17 protein-coding genes are annotated in these 16112 nt (G+C 69.3%); 8 read left to right on the forward strand and 9 right to left on the reverse strand.

The window, feature by feature from the left end:
- Window positions 1-25: 25 nt before the first annotated feature.
- The 8 genes from coaA to D514_RS20965 all read left to right on the forward strand — a co-directional run bounded on the left by coaA (window position 26) and on the right by D514_RS20965 (window position 8713).
- Window positions 26-979: a type I pantothenate kinase gene (gene coaA, locus D514_RS20930; RefSeq protein WP_017828214.1), complete on the forward strand. Its 954-nt coding sequence runs from the start codon at window positions 26-28 to the stop codon at window positions 977-979.
- 73 nt (window positions 980-1052) lie between these two features.
- Complete coding sequence (glmS, locus tag D514_RS20935) at window positions 1053-2900, forward strand: glutamine--fructose-6-phosphate transaminase (isomerizing) (RefSeq protein WP_017828215.1); 1848 nt, start codon at window positions 1053-1055, stop codon at window positions 2898-2900.
- 93 nt (window positions 2901-2993) lie between these two features.
- Window positions 2994-3353, forward strand: a complete 360-nt coding sequence (locus tag D514_RS20940) for a holo-ACP synthase (protein ID WP_017828216.1) — start codon at window positions 2994-2996, stop codon at window positions 3351-3353.
- Window positions 3350-4456, forward strand: coding sequence for an alanine racemase (gene alr / locus D514_RS20945; protein ID WP_017828217.1), 1107 nt, complete (start codon window positions 3350-3352; stop codon window positions 4454-4456). Before D514_RS20940 ends, alr begins: the two co-directional genes overlap by 4 nt.
- Window positions 4453-4944: a tRNA (adenosine(37)-N6)-threonylcarbamoyltransferase complex ATPase subunit type 1 TsaE gene (tsaE, locus tag D514_RS20950; RefSeq protein WP_031205348.1), complete on the forward strand. Its 492-nt coding sequence runs from the start codon at window positions 4453-4455 to the stop codon at window positions 4942-4944. The genes alr and tsaE overlap by 4 nt, the downstream gene beginning before the upstream one ends.
- Window positions 4941-5768 carry a response regulator transcription factor gene (locus D514_RS20955; protein WP_017828219.1) on the forward strand — a complete coding sequence of 276 codons (828 nt, stop codon included), beginning with the start codon at window positions 4941-4943 and terminating at the stop codon, window positions 5766-5768. Before tsaE ends, D514_RS20955 begins: the two co-directional genes overlap by 4 nt.
- Window positions 5769-5981: 213 nt before the next feature.
- Complete coding sequence (locus D514_RS20960; protein ID WP_017828220.1) at window positions 5982-7580, forward strand: cell wall metabolism sensor histidine kinase WalK; 1599 nt, start codon at window positions 5982-5984, stop codon at window positions 7578-7580.
- Window positions 7577-8713 (forward strand): hypothetical protein, encoded by a 1137-nt coding sequence (locus tag D514_RS20965; RefSeq protein ID WP_017828221.1) that lies wholly within the window; start codon window positions 7577-7579, stop codon window positions 8711-8713. Before D514_RS20960 ends, D514_RS20965 begins: the two co-directional genes overlap by 4 nt.
- 10 nt (window positions 8714-8723) lie before the next feature.
- Here the strand turns inward: D514_RS20965 and csrA are convergent, their stop codons facing one another.
- The 9 genes from csrA to D514_RS21010 are packed head-to-tail and all read right to left on the reverse strand — an operon-like array spanning window position 8724 to window position 16063.
- Window positions 8724-8978: a carbon storage regulator CsrA gene (gene csrA / locus D514_RS20970; protein WP_031205349.1), complete on the reverse strand. Its 255-nt coding sequence runs from the start codon at window positions 8976-8978 to the stop codon at window positions 8724-8726.
- Window positions 8979-8982: 4 nt separating this feature from the next.
- Window positions 8983-11046 carry a flagellar biosynthesis protein FlhA gene (locus D514_RS20975; RefSeq protein ID WP_031205350.1) on the reverse strand — a complete coding sequence of 688 codons (2064 nt, stop codon included), beginning with the start codon at window positions 11044-11046 and terminating at the stop codon, window positions 8983-8985.
- Window positions 11043-12134: a flagellar biosynthesis protein FlhB gene (locus tag D514_RS20980; protein ID WP_017828224.1), complete on the reverse strand. Its 1092-nt coding sequence runs from the start codon at window positions 12132-12134 to the stop codon at window positions 11043-11045. The genes D514_RS20975 and D514_RS20980 overlap by 4 nt, the downstream gene beginning before the upstream one ends.
- On the reverse strand, window positions 12131-12892 hold the full coding sequence (locus D514_RS20985; RefSeq protein WP_017828225.1) for a flagellar biosynthetic protein FliR: 762 nt from the start codon (window positions 12890-12892) through the stop codon (window positions 12131-12133). Before D514_RS20985 ends, D514_RS20980 begins: the two co-directional genes overlap by 4 nt.
- 4 nt (window positions 12893-12896) lie before the next feature.
- Window positions 12897-13169 carry a flagellar biosynthesis protein FliQ gene (gene fliQ / locus D514_RS20990; RefSeq protein ID WP_017828226.1) on the reverse strand — a complete coding sequence of 91 codons (273 nt, stop codon included), beginning with the start codon at window positions 13167-13169 and terminating at the stop codon, window positions 12897-12899.
- Window positions 13166-13981, reverse strand: a complete 816-nt coding sequence (fliP, locus tag D514_RS20995; RefSeq protein ID WP_017828227.1) for a flagellar type III secretion system pore protein FliP — start codon at window positions 13979-13981, stop codon at window positions 13166-13168. The genes fliQ and fliP overlap by 4 nt, the downstream gene beginning before the upstream one ends.
- Entirely contained in the window at window positions 13978-14460 is a 483-nt protein-coding gene (fliO, locus tag D514_RS21000) for a flagellar biosynthetic protein FliO (protein ID WP_017828228.1), read from the reverse strand. The genes fliP and fliO overlap by 4 nt, the downstream gene beginning before the upstream one ends.
- Before the next feature lie 14 nt (window positions 14461-14474).
- On the reverse strand, window positions 14475-15134 hold the full coding sequence (fliN, locus tag D514_RS21005; RefSeq protein ID WP_017828229.1) for a flagellar motor switch protein FliN: 660 nt from the start codon (window positions 15132-15134) through the stop codon (window positions 14475-14477).
- Window positions 15131-16063: a flagellar motor switch protein FliM gene (locus D514_RS21010; RefSeq protein ID WP_017828230.1), complete on the reverse strand. Its 933-nt coding sequence runs from the start codon at window positions 16061-16063 to the stop codon at window positions 15131-15133. Before D514_RS21010 ends, fliN begins: the two co-directional genes overlap by 4 nt.
- Between the last annotated feature and the right edge of the window lie 49 nt (window positions 16064-16112).

The raw sequence follows: 16112 nt of genomic DNA on the forward strand, positions 1-16112 counted from the left end.
AAGAGACTACTCGCCCCCCGATACGATGTACTCCGTGACCACCGCCGACCCCACGCTGCCACTGTCGCCCTATCGGGAGATCGGACGCGCGGAGTGGGCGCGCCTGGCGGCCGGGCTCGACCAGCCGCTCACCGAGACCGAGGTTGTCGAGCTCCGCGGCATCGGGGACCGCCTCTCCCTCACCGAGGTGCGCGAGGTGTACCTGCCGCTGAGCCGTCTGCTCAGCCTGTACGCGACCGCGACGAAGCGACTGGGCGCCGCCACCTCGTCGTTCCTCCAGGAAGATGACACCACGACGCCGTTCGTCGTGGGCGTCGCCGGTTCCGTGGCTGTGGGCAAGTCCACCATCGCCCGTCTGCTGCGCGAGCTCATGAGCCGCTGGCCGGGAACGCCTCGGGTGGAGCTGGTCACCACCGACGGATTCCTGTACCCGAACGCCGAGCTCGAGCGCCGCGGCATCATGGATCGCAAAGGGTTCCCCGAGTCGTACGACCGTCGGGCGCTGATCGAGTTCCTCACCGAGGTCAAGAGCGGCGCCACCGAGGTGCGCGCCCCGTTCTACTCCCACATGCGCTACGACATCGTGCCGGATGCGAACGTCGTCGTGCGCCGGCCCGACGTCGTGATCGTCGAGGGACTGAACGTGCTGCAGCCGCCGCCCGCTCCGAACGATGTCGCCGTGAGCGACCTGTTCGACTTCTCGATCTTCGTCGACGCCGACACCTCTCACATCGAGAAGTGGTACGTCGACCGCTTCCTCGCGCTTCGCCAGGCCGCTTTCAGCAACCCGTCCTCGTACTTCAACGTGTTCGCGCACCTCACCGACGAGGAGGCGATCACCACGGCCCTCGGCTACTGGAACGAGATCAACATGCCCAACCTCGTCGAGAACGTGATGCCCACGCGGCACCGTGCGCGGCTCGTGCTGCGCAAGGGCGCCGACCACGATGTCGAGACGGTGCTGCTGCGCAAACTCTGACGCCGCAGCCGGACCATCGCCGTCCGAAGAATGTACGGACGACTCGCAAAAAAACCGTCTTACTCTTGATCCCATGTGTGGAATCGTCGGATACGTGGGCCCGCGCCCCAGCCAGGACATCCTTCTCGCAGGCCTCGCCCGCCTCGAGTACCGCGGATACGACTCCGCGGGTGTCGCCGTCATCGACGGAGACGGCGCGCTCGGCATGCGCAAGAAGGCGGGCAAGCTCGCTGTGCTGCGCGACTCGCTCGCCGACGCGCCTCTGCCCGACGGGTCGACCGGGATCGGACACACCCGCTGGGCGACGCACGGCGGACCGACCGACGGCAACGCGCACCCGCACCTGGCAGACGACGACAAGCTCGCCGTCATCCACAACGGCATCATCGAGAACTTCTCCGCGCTGCGCGACGAGCTCCTCGCCGACGGCGTGGTGTTCCGCAGCGAGACCGACACCGAGGTCGCCGCTGCCCTGCTCGGACGTGAGTACGCCGGCAACGGCGGCGACCTGCAGCTGGCCTTCCGCAGCATCGTGAACCGCCTCGAGGGTGCGTTCACCCTGCTGGCGATGCATCAGGACCACCCCGGCCTCGTGGTCGGCGCCCGTCGCAACTCCCCGCTCGTGATCGGCCTCGGCGAAGGGGAGAACTTCCTCGGATCCGACGTCGCCGCGTTCATCGAGCACACGCGCAAGGCGCTCGCGATCGGCCAGGACCAGATCGTCTCGATCACGCCGGAGTCCGTCACCGTCATGGACTTCGCCGGCACGCCCGTCGAGCCCGAGCCGTTCGACGTGTCCTGGGATGCCGCCGCCGCCGAGAAGGGCGGATGGTCGAGCTTCATGGCCAAGGAGGTCGCCGAGCAGCCCGAGGCCGTCGCCAACACGATCCGCGGACGCATCCACGACGGCCAGGTCGTCATCCCCGAGCTCGACGGACTGGACGAGCTCTTCGTGGGCATCAACCGGGTCATCATCACCGCCTGCGGCACCGCGTCGTACGCGGCGCTGGTCGGCAAGTACGCGATCGAGCAGTGGGCACGCGTCGCCGTCGACGTCGAGCTGGCGCACGAGTTCCGCTACCGCGACCCGGTGATCGGCGCCGACACGCTCGTCGTCTCGATCAGCCAGTCGGGCGAGACCATGGACACGCTCATGGCGGTCAAGTACGCCCGCGAGCGGGGCGCCCGCACGCTGTCGGTCTGCAACACGCAGGGCGCCACGATCCCGCGCGAGTCGGATGCCGTCGTCTACACCCACGCCGGACCCGAGGTCGCCGTGGCCTCGACCAAGGCGTTCTCCGCGCAGATCACCGCGCTCCTGCTGCTGGGCCTGCACATGGGGCGGGTGCGCGGCGCGATCGCCGACGCCTCGGTCGACGTCGCAGAGCTCGCGGCGCTTCCGGAGAAGATCGCCAAGGTGCTCGAGAGCGAGCAGGAGCACGTCACCCAGCTCGCCGGATGGATGGCGGACACGCGTTCGGTGCTGTTCCTGGGGCGCCACGTCGGCTACCCGATCGCGCTCGAGGGTGCGCTCAAGCTCAAGGAGATCTCCTACATCCACGCCGAGGGCTTCGCCGCCGGTGAGCTCAAGCACGGTCCGATCGCGCTCATCGAGCCGGGGCAGCCGGTGTTCGTGCTGGTCCCCTCCCCGCGTCACTCGGCACTCGTGCACTCCAAGGTCGTCTCGAACATCCAGGAGATCCGCGCGCGCGGTGCCCGGGTGATCGTGATCGCCGAGGAGGGCGACGCCGCGGTGCTGCCGTTCGCCGACGAGGTCATCCACATCCCGCTCGCCGGGGCGATGTTCGAGCCGCTGCTCGCCGTCGTGCCGCTGCAGATCTTCGCGATGGCACTGGCCACGGCCAAGGGCCTCGACGTCGACCAGCCGCGCAACCTCGCCAAGTCCGTCACCGTCGAGTAAGGCTTTTCTCGAATCACCTGAATGGCTTCGTTTCCACGGGAACGGAGCCATTTGGGCGATTTCAACGGAACGCACGCTCGGTAGGCTGAACGGGTGATCATCGGCACCGGCATCGACCTCGTGGACATCCCGCGGTTCGAGCGCACGATGGAGCGGACTCCGAGGCTGCGTGAGCGTCTCTTCGCTCCTTCCGAGCGCACTCTCCGTCTTCCCTCCCTCGCCGCGCGCTACGCCGCCAAGGAGGCGCTGATCAAGGCGCTCGGCGGTTCGGACGGCGTGCACTGGACCGAGATCGAGATCGCCTCCGAGCCCTCGGGGCGCCCGCACTTCGTACTCTCCGGGTCGACGGCCGCGGTCGTCGAAGAACGGGGCATCCTCACGCTGCATCTCACCCTCACCCACGACGCCGGTCTCGCCGCGGCGTTCGTCGTCGCCGAAGGAGCACCGCTGTGACCGCCCCCTTCCGTGAAGCGAGCATCGACCTCGACGCGATCGCCGACAATGTGCGGCACTTCCGACGCCTGACCGGTGTCGAGGTGATCGCCGTCGTGAAGGCCGATGCCTACGGGCACGGCGCGGCGATGGCTGCGGTCGCGGCGCTCTCGGCCGGTGCCACCCGCATCGGCGTCGCCGAGATCCCCGAGGCGCTCGAGCTGCGCCGGCAGGGTGTGCATGCACCGATCATGGCGTGGCTGCACGCTCCGGGAGAGCGGTTCGAGCAGGCGGCGGCCCAGGACATCGAAGTCGGGATCTCGTCGTTCGATCAGCTCGAGGCGGCCGCGACCGCTGCTGCGGTCGACCGCCCGGTCGGGGTGCACCTGAAGTTCGAGACCGGTCTGTCGCGCAACGGCATCGCCCCGGCGGACTGGGGGCGTGTGCTCGCCGAGGCCGCGCGCCTCGAACGCATCGGACGCCTGCGCATCGTCGGACTGTTCAGTCACCTCTCCAACACCTCGGCGGAAGACGACAGAGCAGCGCTCGCGAAGTTCGAAGAGGGGGTCGCCGCCGCAGCGTCCTTCGGCGTCCACCCCGAGATCCGGCACATCGCCGCGACCGCCGCTGCCATCGATCTGCCGGAGATGCGCCTGGACGCGGTGCGCATCGGCGTGGGGCTCTTCGGCCTGTCGCCGTTCGACGATCGCAGCTCCGCCGAGCTCGGCCTGCGTCCGGCGATGACGCTGCGGGGGGCGATCGCCGCCGTGCGCAGAGTGCCGGCCGGGACGGGCGTCTCCTACGGCTACGACCATCGAACGGATCGCGACACGACGCTGGTCCTCGTGCCTCTCGGATACGCCGACGGGGTGCCGCGCAACGCGTCGGGGAAGCTCCCGGTCTCCATTGGCGGACGCCGGTTCGTGAACGTCGGACGCATCGCGATGGATCAGTTCGTCGTCGACGTCGGAGACACCCCGGTCTCGATCGGCGACGAGGTCGTCTTGTTCGGCGACCCCACCCTCGGCGTGCCGTCAGCGGCGGACTGGGCCGATGCCGCCGACACCATCAACTACGAGATCGTCACCCGCATCGGTCCCCGCGTGCCCCGGCGGGCCTCGTGAGCGTGGACCCCGCGTTCCTCGGTCGTCGGGAGATCGCGACTGCCGAGGAGATGGAGCAGCTGGGTCTGCGCATCGGCGAACAGCTGGAAGCCGGCGACCTGCTCGTCCTGACGGGTCCGCTCGGAGCGGGCAAGACCACCTTCACCCGCGGGCTTGCCGAGGGTCTGGGGGTGCGCGGTCCCGTGCAGAGCCCCACTTTCGTGATCGCCCGCACGCACCCCTCGCTGGTCGGGGGAGCGCCACTGGTGCATGTCGATGCCTACCGCCTCGGTTCGGCGGCGGAGCTCGACGACCTCGACCTCGACCTCGACCTCGAGCGCTCCGTCGTGGTGGTCGAGTGGGGCAGAGGCATGGCCGAGGAGCTGGCCGACTCCTGGTGGGACATCGAGGTGGAGCGGCCCGTGGGGTCCTCGGACGACCTCGATCCTTCGGAGCTCGATTCCGACGCGCCGAGGATCGTCACGATCGTGCGCGAGAGCACCGCATGACCTCCACGTCGACGCCCGCACTCGTCGCCGTGATCATCGAAGACGATCCCGACGTGCGATCGCTTCTGGACGAAGTGTTCCTCGCCGCCGGCTTCGAGACGATCCTCACGGGCTCCGGCGTCGAGGGACTCGCTGCCGTCGAACAGCACCATCCGGTGATCACGACCCTCGACATCAACCTCCCCGGCATCGACGGCTTCGAGGTCGCCCGGCGGATCCGGCGGGTCAGCGACACCTTCATCATGATGCTCTCCGCGCTCTCCGAAGAGTCCGACGTGGTCCTCGGGCTCACCTCGGGAGCGGACGAGTACCTGGTGAAGCCGTTCCGCCCGCGCGAACTCCGCGCCCGTATCGAGGCCCTTCTGCGGCGTCCGCGGCTTGCGGCCCCCGGCGTCGCCGACGCCCGCGTGCCCACCCCTCGAGTCCCGGACAACAACCGGTCCGATCCCGGCGCAGAGCAGGCGCTGGACGGAGCGACGGTCCTGACATGGCGTGGCAGGGTGCACCGCGATCTCAGCCTCGACCTCGACACGCGACTGGTCCTGATCGGCCAGCGACGCATAGAGCTCACACCGACCGAGTTCGATCTGCTCGCGATGCTGCTGGAGGCCGGGAAGCGGGTGTGCAGCAAGGCCGATCTCGCCCGAGGCCTGCGCGCTGCGCCGCCGGGGTCGAACGACTACGTGAGCGAGCCGGACAAGCGGGCGATCGAGACGCATATCGCGAACCTGCGACGAAAGCTCGGCGACAGCACGACGCAGCCGCGCTACATCGAGACCGTGCGCGGTGTCGGCTACCGGCTCACGTCGGACGAGGGCTCGTGAAGACCGAGGGGGCGGGGCCGTGGTTCCCCAACCACGGCCCCGATCGCCTGCGAATCCCCACTCGCGCGGCCCCAGCGTCTGCGTTGTGCCCCAGTCGCAGTATCGGCCCCCACTGAGAATGCTAGGGGCGAGAGGCCGCCTGAAGAGCGGGCTCGAACGATCTTTGAGTAATCTTGCGGCAAAGCTGAGGTTCGAAGGGGAGGGTGGACACTGATGGTCCGCACGGTGTCCATCTGGCGCTGGCAGCTCGTCTTCACCGGCAGCATCGTGGCGATCGTCGTCATGATCACCGCTTTCAAGCCCCAGACCTTCGCGAACCCCCTCGTGGTCGCCGGATTCGGTCTCGTCATTCTGACCACGGTGGCGACCCTCGCCGTGCCGTGGCATCGACTCCCGCGCACCGCGGCGACCGCCGTGCCGCTTCTGGATGCGCTCGCCGTGGGGTTCACCACCAACGCCCCCGACATCAGGCTCGGCTTCCTCTGGGTCTTCCCCGTCGTCTGGCTGGCCACCTACTTCACATTGCCGTGGGTGCTCGGCGGCATCGCCTTCATCAGCGCCACCCTCGTGGCGTTCGCGGACCACAACGGCGCTCCGGCCGACATCCTGCTGCGACTGCTCACCCTCGTGATCACACTGGGCTTCCTCGGGGTGACGATCCGCATCGGCTCACAGCGCTCCCGCGCCGCGCGACGGCTGCTGCAGCGTCGTTCCGAGCAGGTCAATCGTGCGGCAGAGCGGGCCGAGGCCAATCAGCGACGGGTCGTCCAGATCGTCGATGCACTGAGGGTCGCGCTCGTGGTCGTGACCACCGGCGGGCGCATCCTCCAGATGAACGACGCCTACCGTGCGCTCTACGGGCGCGACCGCTTCGGCGCGGCGCTGCCCTCGGCCTCCGTCGAGTACGACGCGCGGCGCGGCACCGCGTTGCCGCCCTCGCGCACCTCCCTGGCGCGGGCAGCCAGCGGGGAGCAGTTGCAGGCGGAGCGGGTATGGCTGTTCGACGGTCGGGGGCAGTGGCGTGCACTCGAGGTGAGCACGCAGTCGATGGCCAGCGCGGGGGAGGGGGAGGACATCACGCTCGTCGTGATCGACGACGTGACGGCCCTGCTCGAGGCCGACGAGGAGCGGCGCGCCTTCAACGCCGTCGTCTCCCATGAGTTGCGCAATCCGCTCACGGCGATCATCGGACACGTCGACCTGCTGCGTGAGCGCGAAGACCTTCCCGGGCGCGTGCCCGCGCAGCTGGACATCATCGCGCACGCGGGCGAGCGCATGCAGGATCTGGTCGCGAGCATCCTCCAGCAGACGAGCCGCAGCGCGCAGGAGCCTTTCGCCCCCGTGGACCTGCGCGAGGTCGTCGACGAGGCCGCCGCCTCGTATGCGCCCGTCTTCTCGGGCAACCGGCAGGAGCTGGTCATCGCCGGAGCGACGAGCCTCGTGATCTCCGGCGACCCCTTCCGGCTGCGACAGGTGCTCGACAACCTCCTCAGCAACGCCGCCAAATACACCCCGGCCGGCGGGCGCATCGACGTCGCGATCGATACGGCCGCCACCGGCCAGGCGGAGGTCTCGATCATCGACACCGGGTTCGGCATGACACCCGAGGAGTTGTCACGGGTGTTCGAGCCGTACTTCCGGACGGAGAGCGCGGTGCGCGCCGGCATCAGCGGCACAGGGCTGGGCATGGGGATCGTGCGGGAGATCGTGGCCGCGCACGAAGGCAGCATCGATGTCTCCAGCGAGCGGGGGATCGGCACCCGCGTGACACTTCGATTCCCGCCACGTTCCGCTGAGGAGGTACAGGCGTGAGCCCGCTCGTTCCCGTCAACGTCGACATCACCACCAGCATGGTGGCCGTGGTCACGGTGCTCACGGTCATGGTCGTGGGGCTCGGCACACTCGCCCGCCCGAGCAGGGCGACGGTCGCCTGGGGCGGCGCCTTCGGCTTAGGGATGCTCGGGGCCTACCTCTGGCTCGCCGGCCAGCAGACGGACATCGCGATGCTGCGAGGGGCGGCGTCCGCACTCCTGCTGTGCTTCGAACCTCTCGTCTGGATCGGACTGCGGTTCCACTTCGGGCGGCGGGCGCGTCGGTGGCCGATCGTCCTGTTCGTCCTGGCCGCTCCCACCCTCCTGGTGACCACGGCCGGCACCGGCTGGTACATGCCCGCGTTCCAGCTCGTCTTCCTCAGCAGCGCCGTCTTCGCGGGTCTGGTGGCCTACGAGCTGCTGCGCGATGGACCGGCCGTCAGAGACATCGTGCTGCCGCTGGCCCTCGCGTCGTGCGGCTTCGTGGTGGTCGCCCTCGTGAGCGCCGCGACCGCGCTGATCTCCGGTGGTGCCGGCACCGAGGCCCAACTGAGCGCACTGCGGGGGCTCAACGCGGTCGGCACCGTGGTGGTCAGCACCTGTGCGGCGTTCACCCTGGTGCTGCTGGTGCGATCGGAGCAGAAGAAGGACGATGCCGGTGACATCGCCGAGCGGGCGCGTCGACGGCTGCGCAAGGCCGAGGCGCAGAGCGATCAGCCGTGGTCGATCCTGGACATCCGGCTGGACGATCCCGCCGACCTTCGCGAGGCGTCCACGGGGGCGGCGTTCGCCCTCATCGTCGATCGCTTCCACCAGGACATCGAGGACGCCCTGCCGGCATCGGCCGATGCCGATCGGGTCGCCGACGGCCGTGCGATGGTCATCATCCGCGGCAGCGACGATCTGGTCCGCCATCATCTTCGGGAGATGCTGACGCGCATCTCGGTGATCGACACCGAGACCGCGGTGACGGGCATCCGGTCGTCGGCGAGCATCGGCTGGGCGACCGCATCGGTGTTCGGCTACGACTACGATGCGCTCGTCACGGCGGCGGGCAGTGCGGCGGCCAGGGCGCGAGCTGCCGGCGGCGACCAATGGAAGCGGGCCACGGTGGCGGACCTGGCATCCGCCTGAGGTCGACGTTCTACGAGGAGGGGCGGGCTTCCCGGCGCCGAGCGAGGGCAGCGGCGATGGCCTCTTCCGCACCGGCATCGGTCTCGGCGGCGGCGGACACGTTCTCGGCGACGACGGCCTCGATGATCTCGGTGCGCTGGATGCGCGTCTCGCGGGGCGCCTTCACACCGATCCGCACGCTGTCGCCCTTGATCTCGAGCAGCGTGATCTCGATGTCGCCGTCGATGCGCACGCTCTCACCGATCCGCCTCGTCAAAACCAGCATTCGTTCAGCCTAGTGCTGCAGGGACGACGCCGACCGCAGGGGCGGGGATGTCCCGCACGACCCCGACCGTCTCGATCGTGAGGGCGGCGGCGGTCGCCTCGGTGTAGGAGAGTACGGGAAGACCGTCCGTCTGCGCCGAGACGAGGCGTCGCACGGCCGGCCGCAACGACGGGGCGCACACCAGCACCGGCTCTCCGCCCTCGCGCACCGAGGAGACGGCCTGCTTCACCGATTCGACCACGGCTTCCATGCGCTGCGGGTCGAACACGATCTGGCTGCCCTCGTCGCCCGGACGCAGGCTCTCGAGCATCGCCTGCTCGAGAAGCGGATTGATCATCACCACGCGCAGCGTGCCGGCGTCTGCGAACCGGGCGGCGATCGCGGGACCGAGCGCGGCTCGGGCGGCCTCGATCAGGCCCTCGGGGTCGGTGGAGGCCCTGGCGCGCAGTGCGAGAGCCTCGTAGATGCGACCGAGGTCATTGATCGGCACGCGTTCCGCGAGGAGACCCTGCAGCACGCGCTGGACCTCGGCCAACGACAGCAGCGCCGGTGTGAGCTCCTCGACCGCGGCGGGGGAGACCTGCTTGAGGGCATCGGTGAGCTGGCGCACGTCCTCGCGGCTCAGCAGGCGTGCGGCGTGGGCGTGGATCACGCTGGACAGATGCGTGATGATCACGCTCGCGCGGTCGATCACCGTGGCACCGGAGAACTCGGCGCTGTGGCGCATCTCCATGGGGATCCACTTGCCCTCGAGCCCGAAGACCGGGTCGAGCGTCGCGGTGCCGGGGAGGGTGTCCAGGCCCTGACCGAGCGCGAGCACGGACCCCGCCGGTGCGGTGCCGCGGCCGGTCTCGACCCCGGCGATGCGGATGACGTAGGTCGCTTGCGGCAGCTCGATGCTGTCGCGGGTGCGCACCGGCGGGGTGATGAGGCCGAGATCGAGGGCGATCCGGCGCCGGAGGGCCTTCACACGCGCGAGCAGGTCGTCAGGGCCCCCGGTGACCATGTCGACGATGTCGGGGGCGAGCAGGATCTCGAGTGGATGCACACGCATCTTCTCGATGAGCTCCTCCGGCTGGTCGGTCGGCACGCTCGAAGGGCTCTGCGCGGCCGCTGCGGCCTCCTCCCGCTTCTGGGTCGCCTTGATGCGCTGTGCGATGAGCAGGAGCAGCGCCCCGATCGCGACGAACGGCAGCATCGGCATGTGCGGGATGAGCGACATGATGATCGCGGCGCATCCGGCGATGATCAGCGCGTTGCGGGACTGGCCGAGCTGGGCCGACGCCGCCGTGCCCATCTCCACCTCAGCCGTGGAGCGGGTGACGATCATGCCGGTGGAGACGGCCATGAGCAGGGCGGGGATCTGCGTCACGAGCCCGTCGCCGATCGTGAGGAGGCTGTAGGTGCTCACCGCTTCGTCGATGGTCATCCCGTGCTGCACGATGCCGATCGCGATGCCGCCGACGACGTTGATGATGATGATGACGAGACCGGCGATCGCGTCGCCCTTCACGAACTTCGACGCACCGTCCATCGCGCCGTAGAAGTCGGCTTCGGCTGCCACCTCGGCGCGGCGCTCTCGGGCCTCGGCGTCGGTGATGAGGCCGGCGTTGAGGTCGGCGTCGATCGCCATCTGCTTGCCGGGCATGGCATCGAGCGTGAACCGCGCGCCGACCTCGGCCACGCGCTCGGCTCCCTTGGTCACGACGACGAACTGGATGACGACGAGGATCAGGAAGACGACCGCGCCGATGATGAGCGAGCCGCCGACGGCGATCGCGCCGAACGCCTCGATCACCTGCCCCGCATACGCCTCCCCGAGCACGAGACGGGTCGAGGCGACGTTGAGTCCGAGCCGGAACAGGGTCGCCACGAGCAGGAGCGATGGGAACACCGAGAAGTCCAGCGGCTTCTTCACGAACATCGACGTGAGCAGGATCACCAGCGCGAACATGATGTTCAGGATGATGAGGATGTCGAGCAGGAACGGCGGCACCGGCACGACCAGGAGCATGATGATGCCCACGACTCCGATCGGCACCATCAGCTTGGTCATCAGCTGTCTCATGCGGTCCTCCGGTAGGGAAGGGAGTGGATGCCGCGCGCGGCTCCGCGTCGTCGCAGCGAGTCGACGAACACGAGCACGCGTGCCACGGCGTTGTACAGGTCTTCGGGGATCTCCTGGCCGAGATCGCAGGCGGCGTGCAGGGCCCGGGCCAGGGTGATCTCGCGCACGAGCGGCACGCCGGCGCGCACGGCCTCGTCGCGGATGCGTTCGGCGATCACACCGCTGCCCTTGGCGACCACCTTGGGGGCGGCGCGGCCGGGCTCGTAGCGCAGTGCGACCGCGATGTGGGTCGGATTGACCACGACGACGTCGGAGCCGGCGACCGCGGCGATCATCCGGTTGCGACTGACGGCGAGCTGCCGCGAGCGTCGCTGCTGGCGGATCAGCGGGTCGCCTTCGGAGTTCTTGCTCTCGTCGCGGATCTCGCGCTTGGTCATGCGCGTGTGCTTGCGGTTGCGCCGCATCACCACGAACATGTCGATCGCGGCGAGGGCGAGGCCGACGCCGATCGCGGTCTGCAGCAGCGCGGTGGTGCCCTCGCTCGCGGTGCCGAGCAGGCGGGAGATCGAGTGCGCGCCGCTCGCCGTCAGCACGGGCATCAGGCTCGCGATCACGAACCATAGCGCGATGCCGATGGCCGCGGTCTTCATGAGCGCCTTGGCACCCTCCCAGAGGGCCTGCATGCCGAACACCCGCCGGATCCCGGTGACGAGGTTGAACTGCTCGAAGCGTCCGGTGAGCGGCTTCAGATGCACGCCGCCTTGGACGACGGCTCCGATGAGGGTGACGATCGCGACGGCGGCCAGCATCACGGTGATGGTCGGGAGCACGGAGGCGAGGCCACGGCCGAGGGCTGCGAGTGCCGCCTGCGGCGTCGGGGCATCGACCAGGGAGGTCAGAGTGAGCATCTGCTCGCTGCCGGCCGATGCGCCCAGGGCGATGGCCGCAGGCATGGTGACCGCCGCCGCGCCGATCCCCAGCCAGGCGGTGAGATCCTGGCTGCGGGACAGGCGTCCCTTCTTGCGTGCTTCGCTGAGGTGCTTGTCGGTCGCCTTCTCGCTGCGTTCGCCGCTGTCGGTGCCGCTCACTGGTGCACCCCCTGCATCATGCGCAGGGCCTGCGCGGCGAGGGCATCGACGATGCCGGGGAGCACGGCGTACACTGCGCCGGCGAGCAGCAGCGTCAGCAGGATCTTCACCGGGAAGCCCATCGCGAACGCGTTCAGGGCCGGGGCGACGCGGGTGATGAGTCCGAGCCCGACGTCGGCGAGGAACAGCACCAGCACCAGCGGCCCCGCGATCTGCACGGCCGCGAGCACCATCTGGGAGACCCCGTCGACGAGGAGCTCGGCCGGGCCCGCCGCCTGGAACATGCCGTCGACCGGCACGGCCTCGAAGCTGCGGGCGAGCCCGGCCAGGATCAGCTGATACCCGCCCGAGGCGAACAGCAGGGTCAGCGCGGTCAGATGGAAGAGCCGGGTGAACTGGGCGCCGTTCACGAGCGAATGCGGATCGAACGCCTGAGCGAGCTGGAAACCGCCGAACACGTCGATCAGGCTTCCGGCCGCCTGCAGCGCCGAGAAGCACAGCAGCACGAGGAATCCGAGCAGGGCGCCGGTGACCAGCTGCAGCACCAGGGCGCCGAGGAACGGCCCGGTGTCGAGGTTCTCGTAGCCGGGAGCGACGGCCGTGCCCACCGCGAGCGACAGGCCGATCGCGAGCATCGCCTTCACCCGCACCGGGATCGCCCCGTAGGAGAACGGCGGAGCGATCATGATGAACGCCGTGATGCGCACGGCGGCGAGCATCGTGGCCTCCAGCCAGGCGAAGTCGATCGGGATGTACACGGGGTCATCCGCTCAGCAGCGAGGGGATTCGGGCGAACATCTCATTCGTGAAGGCGATCATCTCCGCGATCATCCAGTTGCCGGCGATCAGCAGCGCGATGCCGACGGCGACGATCTTCGGCACGAACGACAGCGTCACCTCCTGCACCTGGGTGATGGACTGCAGCAGCGAGATGGCGAAACCCACCACGAGGGCGGTGACCAGTACGGGCGCGGCGAGCTTCGCGGCGATGATCAACCCCTGCGTGCCGATGTCGATGACGGCTTCGGGACTCATCCGACCCCTCCGTAACTCTCCAGGAGGGCCCGGATGATGAGCCCCCAGCCGTCGACGAGGATGAACAGCAGGATCTTGAACGGGAGCGAGATCATCACGGGCGGGAGCATCATCATGCCCATCGACATCAGCGCCGCGGCCACGACCAGATCGATGACCAGGAACGGGATGAAGATCACGAAGCCGATGATGAACGCGGCCCGCAGCTCGGAGATCATGAACGCGGGGATGAGGGTGTACATCGGGACGCTCGAGGGATCCTCGGGGTTGGGCTGACCCGCCATCCGGGTCATCAGGGCGAGGTCCTCCTCGCGCGTGAAGCGGAGCATCCACTCCTGCAGCGGAAGCTGGCCGACGTCGATCGCCTGCGTGAAGGTGAGGCCGCCGTCGATGTAGGGCTGCACCGCGACGGTGTTGATCTCGGTCAGCACCGGCCACATGATGAACAGCGACAGGAAGAGGGAGAGGCCGGCCAGCACCTGGTTCGGGGGGATGGTCGGCAGGGAGAGGGCGTTCCTGGTCATCGCCAGCACCACGAAGATCTTCGTGAACGACGACATCATCAGCAGAAGCGCCGGGGCGACCGAGAGCAGCGTGATGCCCAGCAGCGTCAGGATGGAGCCCGAGGGGCCGCCGTCGACGCCGTTGATGTCGATCGTGACGCCCTCGCCCTGGTCGTCCGGGGTCACCTGTGCCTGGGCGGCCGTGCCCGTGACGAGTGTGACGACGACGACCAGCGCGAGGGCCGCGGCGATGAGCAGGGCGATCCGTCGCAGCGCGCGAGCGTCGCCGACCACGCGGGCGACGCTCATCGGTTGCGCCGGATGGCCTCGGCGGTCTGCCGCCAGGTTTCAGGGGAGAGGATGGAGCCGCGCAGCGGATCGTTGCGGTGCCGCACCCGACGCTGCGGCGTCGGCGACGCGGGTGAGACGGTCGTCGACGCGGTCAGGGCGGTGGCCGCGAGGATCCGGTCGAACTCCTCGGCGTCGGACGCCGCCTCGGCGCTCGCCGCCGACCACGTCGGATGCGCGGGGTCGTCCTGCTCCTGCGTGGGCACGATCGGCAGGCGGTCGACGACGTTCACGCCGTGCTCGGTGACGCCGAGCACGTACCGGGCATCCGCCGTCTGGATCACGACGATCTGCGCCTTCGGGCCGACCCCCTGGCGTCCGAGCACCGTGATCGCCTCGCTGTCGCGACGACGCGCCTGCGTGCGTGCGACGCGGCGCTGGAGGAACCACAGCACCCCGAGCACTGCGGCGAGCGAGAGCACGACCCGCAGGCCGAGCAAGAGGTCGTCCAGGGTCAGGCCTCGACGTTCTCGAGGATGCGGGTGATGCGCACCGCGTAGTCTTGGTCGACGACGACGACCTCGCCGTGCGCGATGATGCGTCCGTTGAGCTTGATGTCGGCGGGTGCGCCGGCCGAGCGGTCGAGTTCGACGATGCGCCCTGGTTCCAGATCGAGCACGTCGCGCACCGCCATCCTGGTGCGTCCGATCTCGACCGTGAGCTCCATCTCCACGCCCGCGATGCGGTGCAGTCGGCGCGAGGAGTGGGAGGCGCCAGCCGGCGCGCGCGTGACGACGACGGCGAGTCGGCCGACCGTGTGGCCGGCATCGTCCTGCAGATCGAAGAGCTGCACAGCCGGATCGGCGAAGAGCGTGGAGGCATCGCCGGTCGTCGCCTCACCGAGGGCGCCGGAACCCAGTGCGCTGGTCGCGGTGTCGAGGGCGTCGCGCAGACGGTCGGCCAGGGGGGTGCCGCCGAGTCCGTCGACCAGGATCTCGGGCTCGAACAGCTGTACCGCCAGGTGCGCGCTCGCCTCGCCCACGAACGGCACGATCAGGGCATCGCCGGTGTCTCCGGAGACCTGCGAGGCGCGTGCGACGAGAGGAGAGGCCGTCGGCAGCGACGCGGCGAAGGCGGCGGCGACGGCGGACTCGTAGGTGGTGGTGCTGGTCACGCGGGCTCCTCGGCGAAAGCGGGATCGGGGACGATGGTGGTCACGACGCAGGCCAGTCGTGCGCCTGCGGTGCCGACGGCCGCCGTGGCGACGCTCTGATCACCGACGACGAGGGTCATCGGTCGGTCGGCGGAGTGCGGGAACGCGATCACGTCGCCGACGGACAGATCCAGCACCTCACGCGGCAGCACGGCGCGGGGCGCGAGTCGCAGCGCGAGCTCGACGGGGGCGAGATCGACCTGACGACGGATCCGGGCCGGGGCGGCTGTGCGCTCGTCCTCGGAGGGGCGCACGGTGAAACCGGCGAGCACGGAGGCCGGCAGCATCACACTGGTCGGCACCGTGCGACCGGCGAGGCGCATCGAGAAGCGCGCGACGATGACGGGCTCTCCGGAGGCCGCGACCTGGGCGAACTGCGAGCTGTACTGGATGCCGCTGAAGGAGACCCCGGTCGGGAGCAGCCCGTCGAGCGCTCCGGTGAGATGGTCGATCGCATCGACGATGAGCGAGCGGATGAGCGCCTGCTCGATCGGGGTGAAGGTGCGCTCCTCCGACGCGGCGGATACCCGTCCGCCCACCATCTGCACGATCCAGGCGGTCGCGGCCGATGTCGGCAGCTGCACGATGAGACGCTCTTCCGAATCCGGAAGCGCGCACACGATCATGGTGGTCGTGGTCGGCAGGGACTCGGCGTACTCGCCGTAGGTCATCATCCCGACATGCTCGACCGCGATGGTGGCACGCACGTGGATCTTCGCCGACAGCTGCGCGGACCATTGCCGGGAGAACGTCTCGAAAGCCAGTTCCAGGGCACGGGTGTGTTCACGCGAGAGGGTCGCCGAACGGCCGAAGTCGTACACCTCGACTTCGGCGGTCCTCTCCACCGTCCCTGCGCGCGCTTCGGAGCGCACGCTGTCCTCGATCACCACGAACCCGACTATCGGGCGGCGATCGGCGTGCGTTAGGTGAGGGGGCGGG

The sequence above is a fragment of the Microbacterium sp. UCD-TDU genome, assembly GCF_000340625.1.
Lineage (GTDB): Bacteria > Actinomycetota > Actinomycetes > Actinomycetales > Microbacteriaceae > Microbacterium > Microbacterium maritypicum.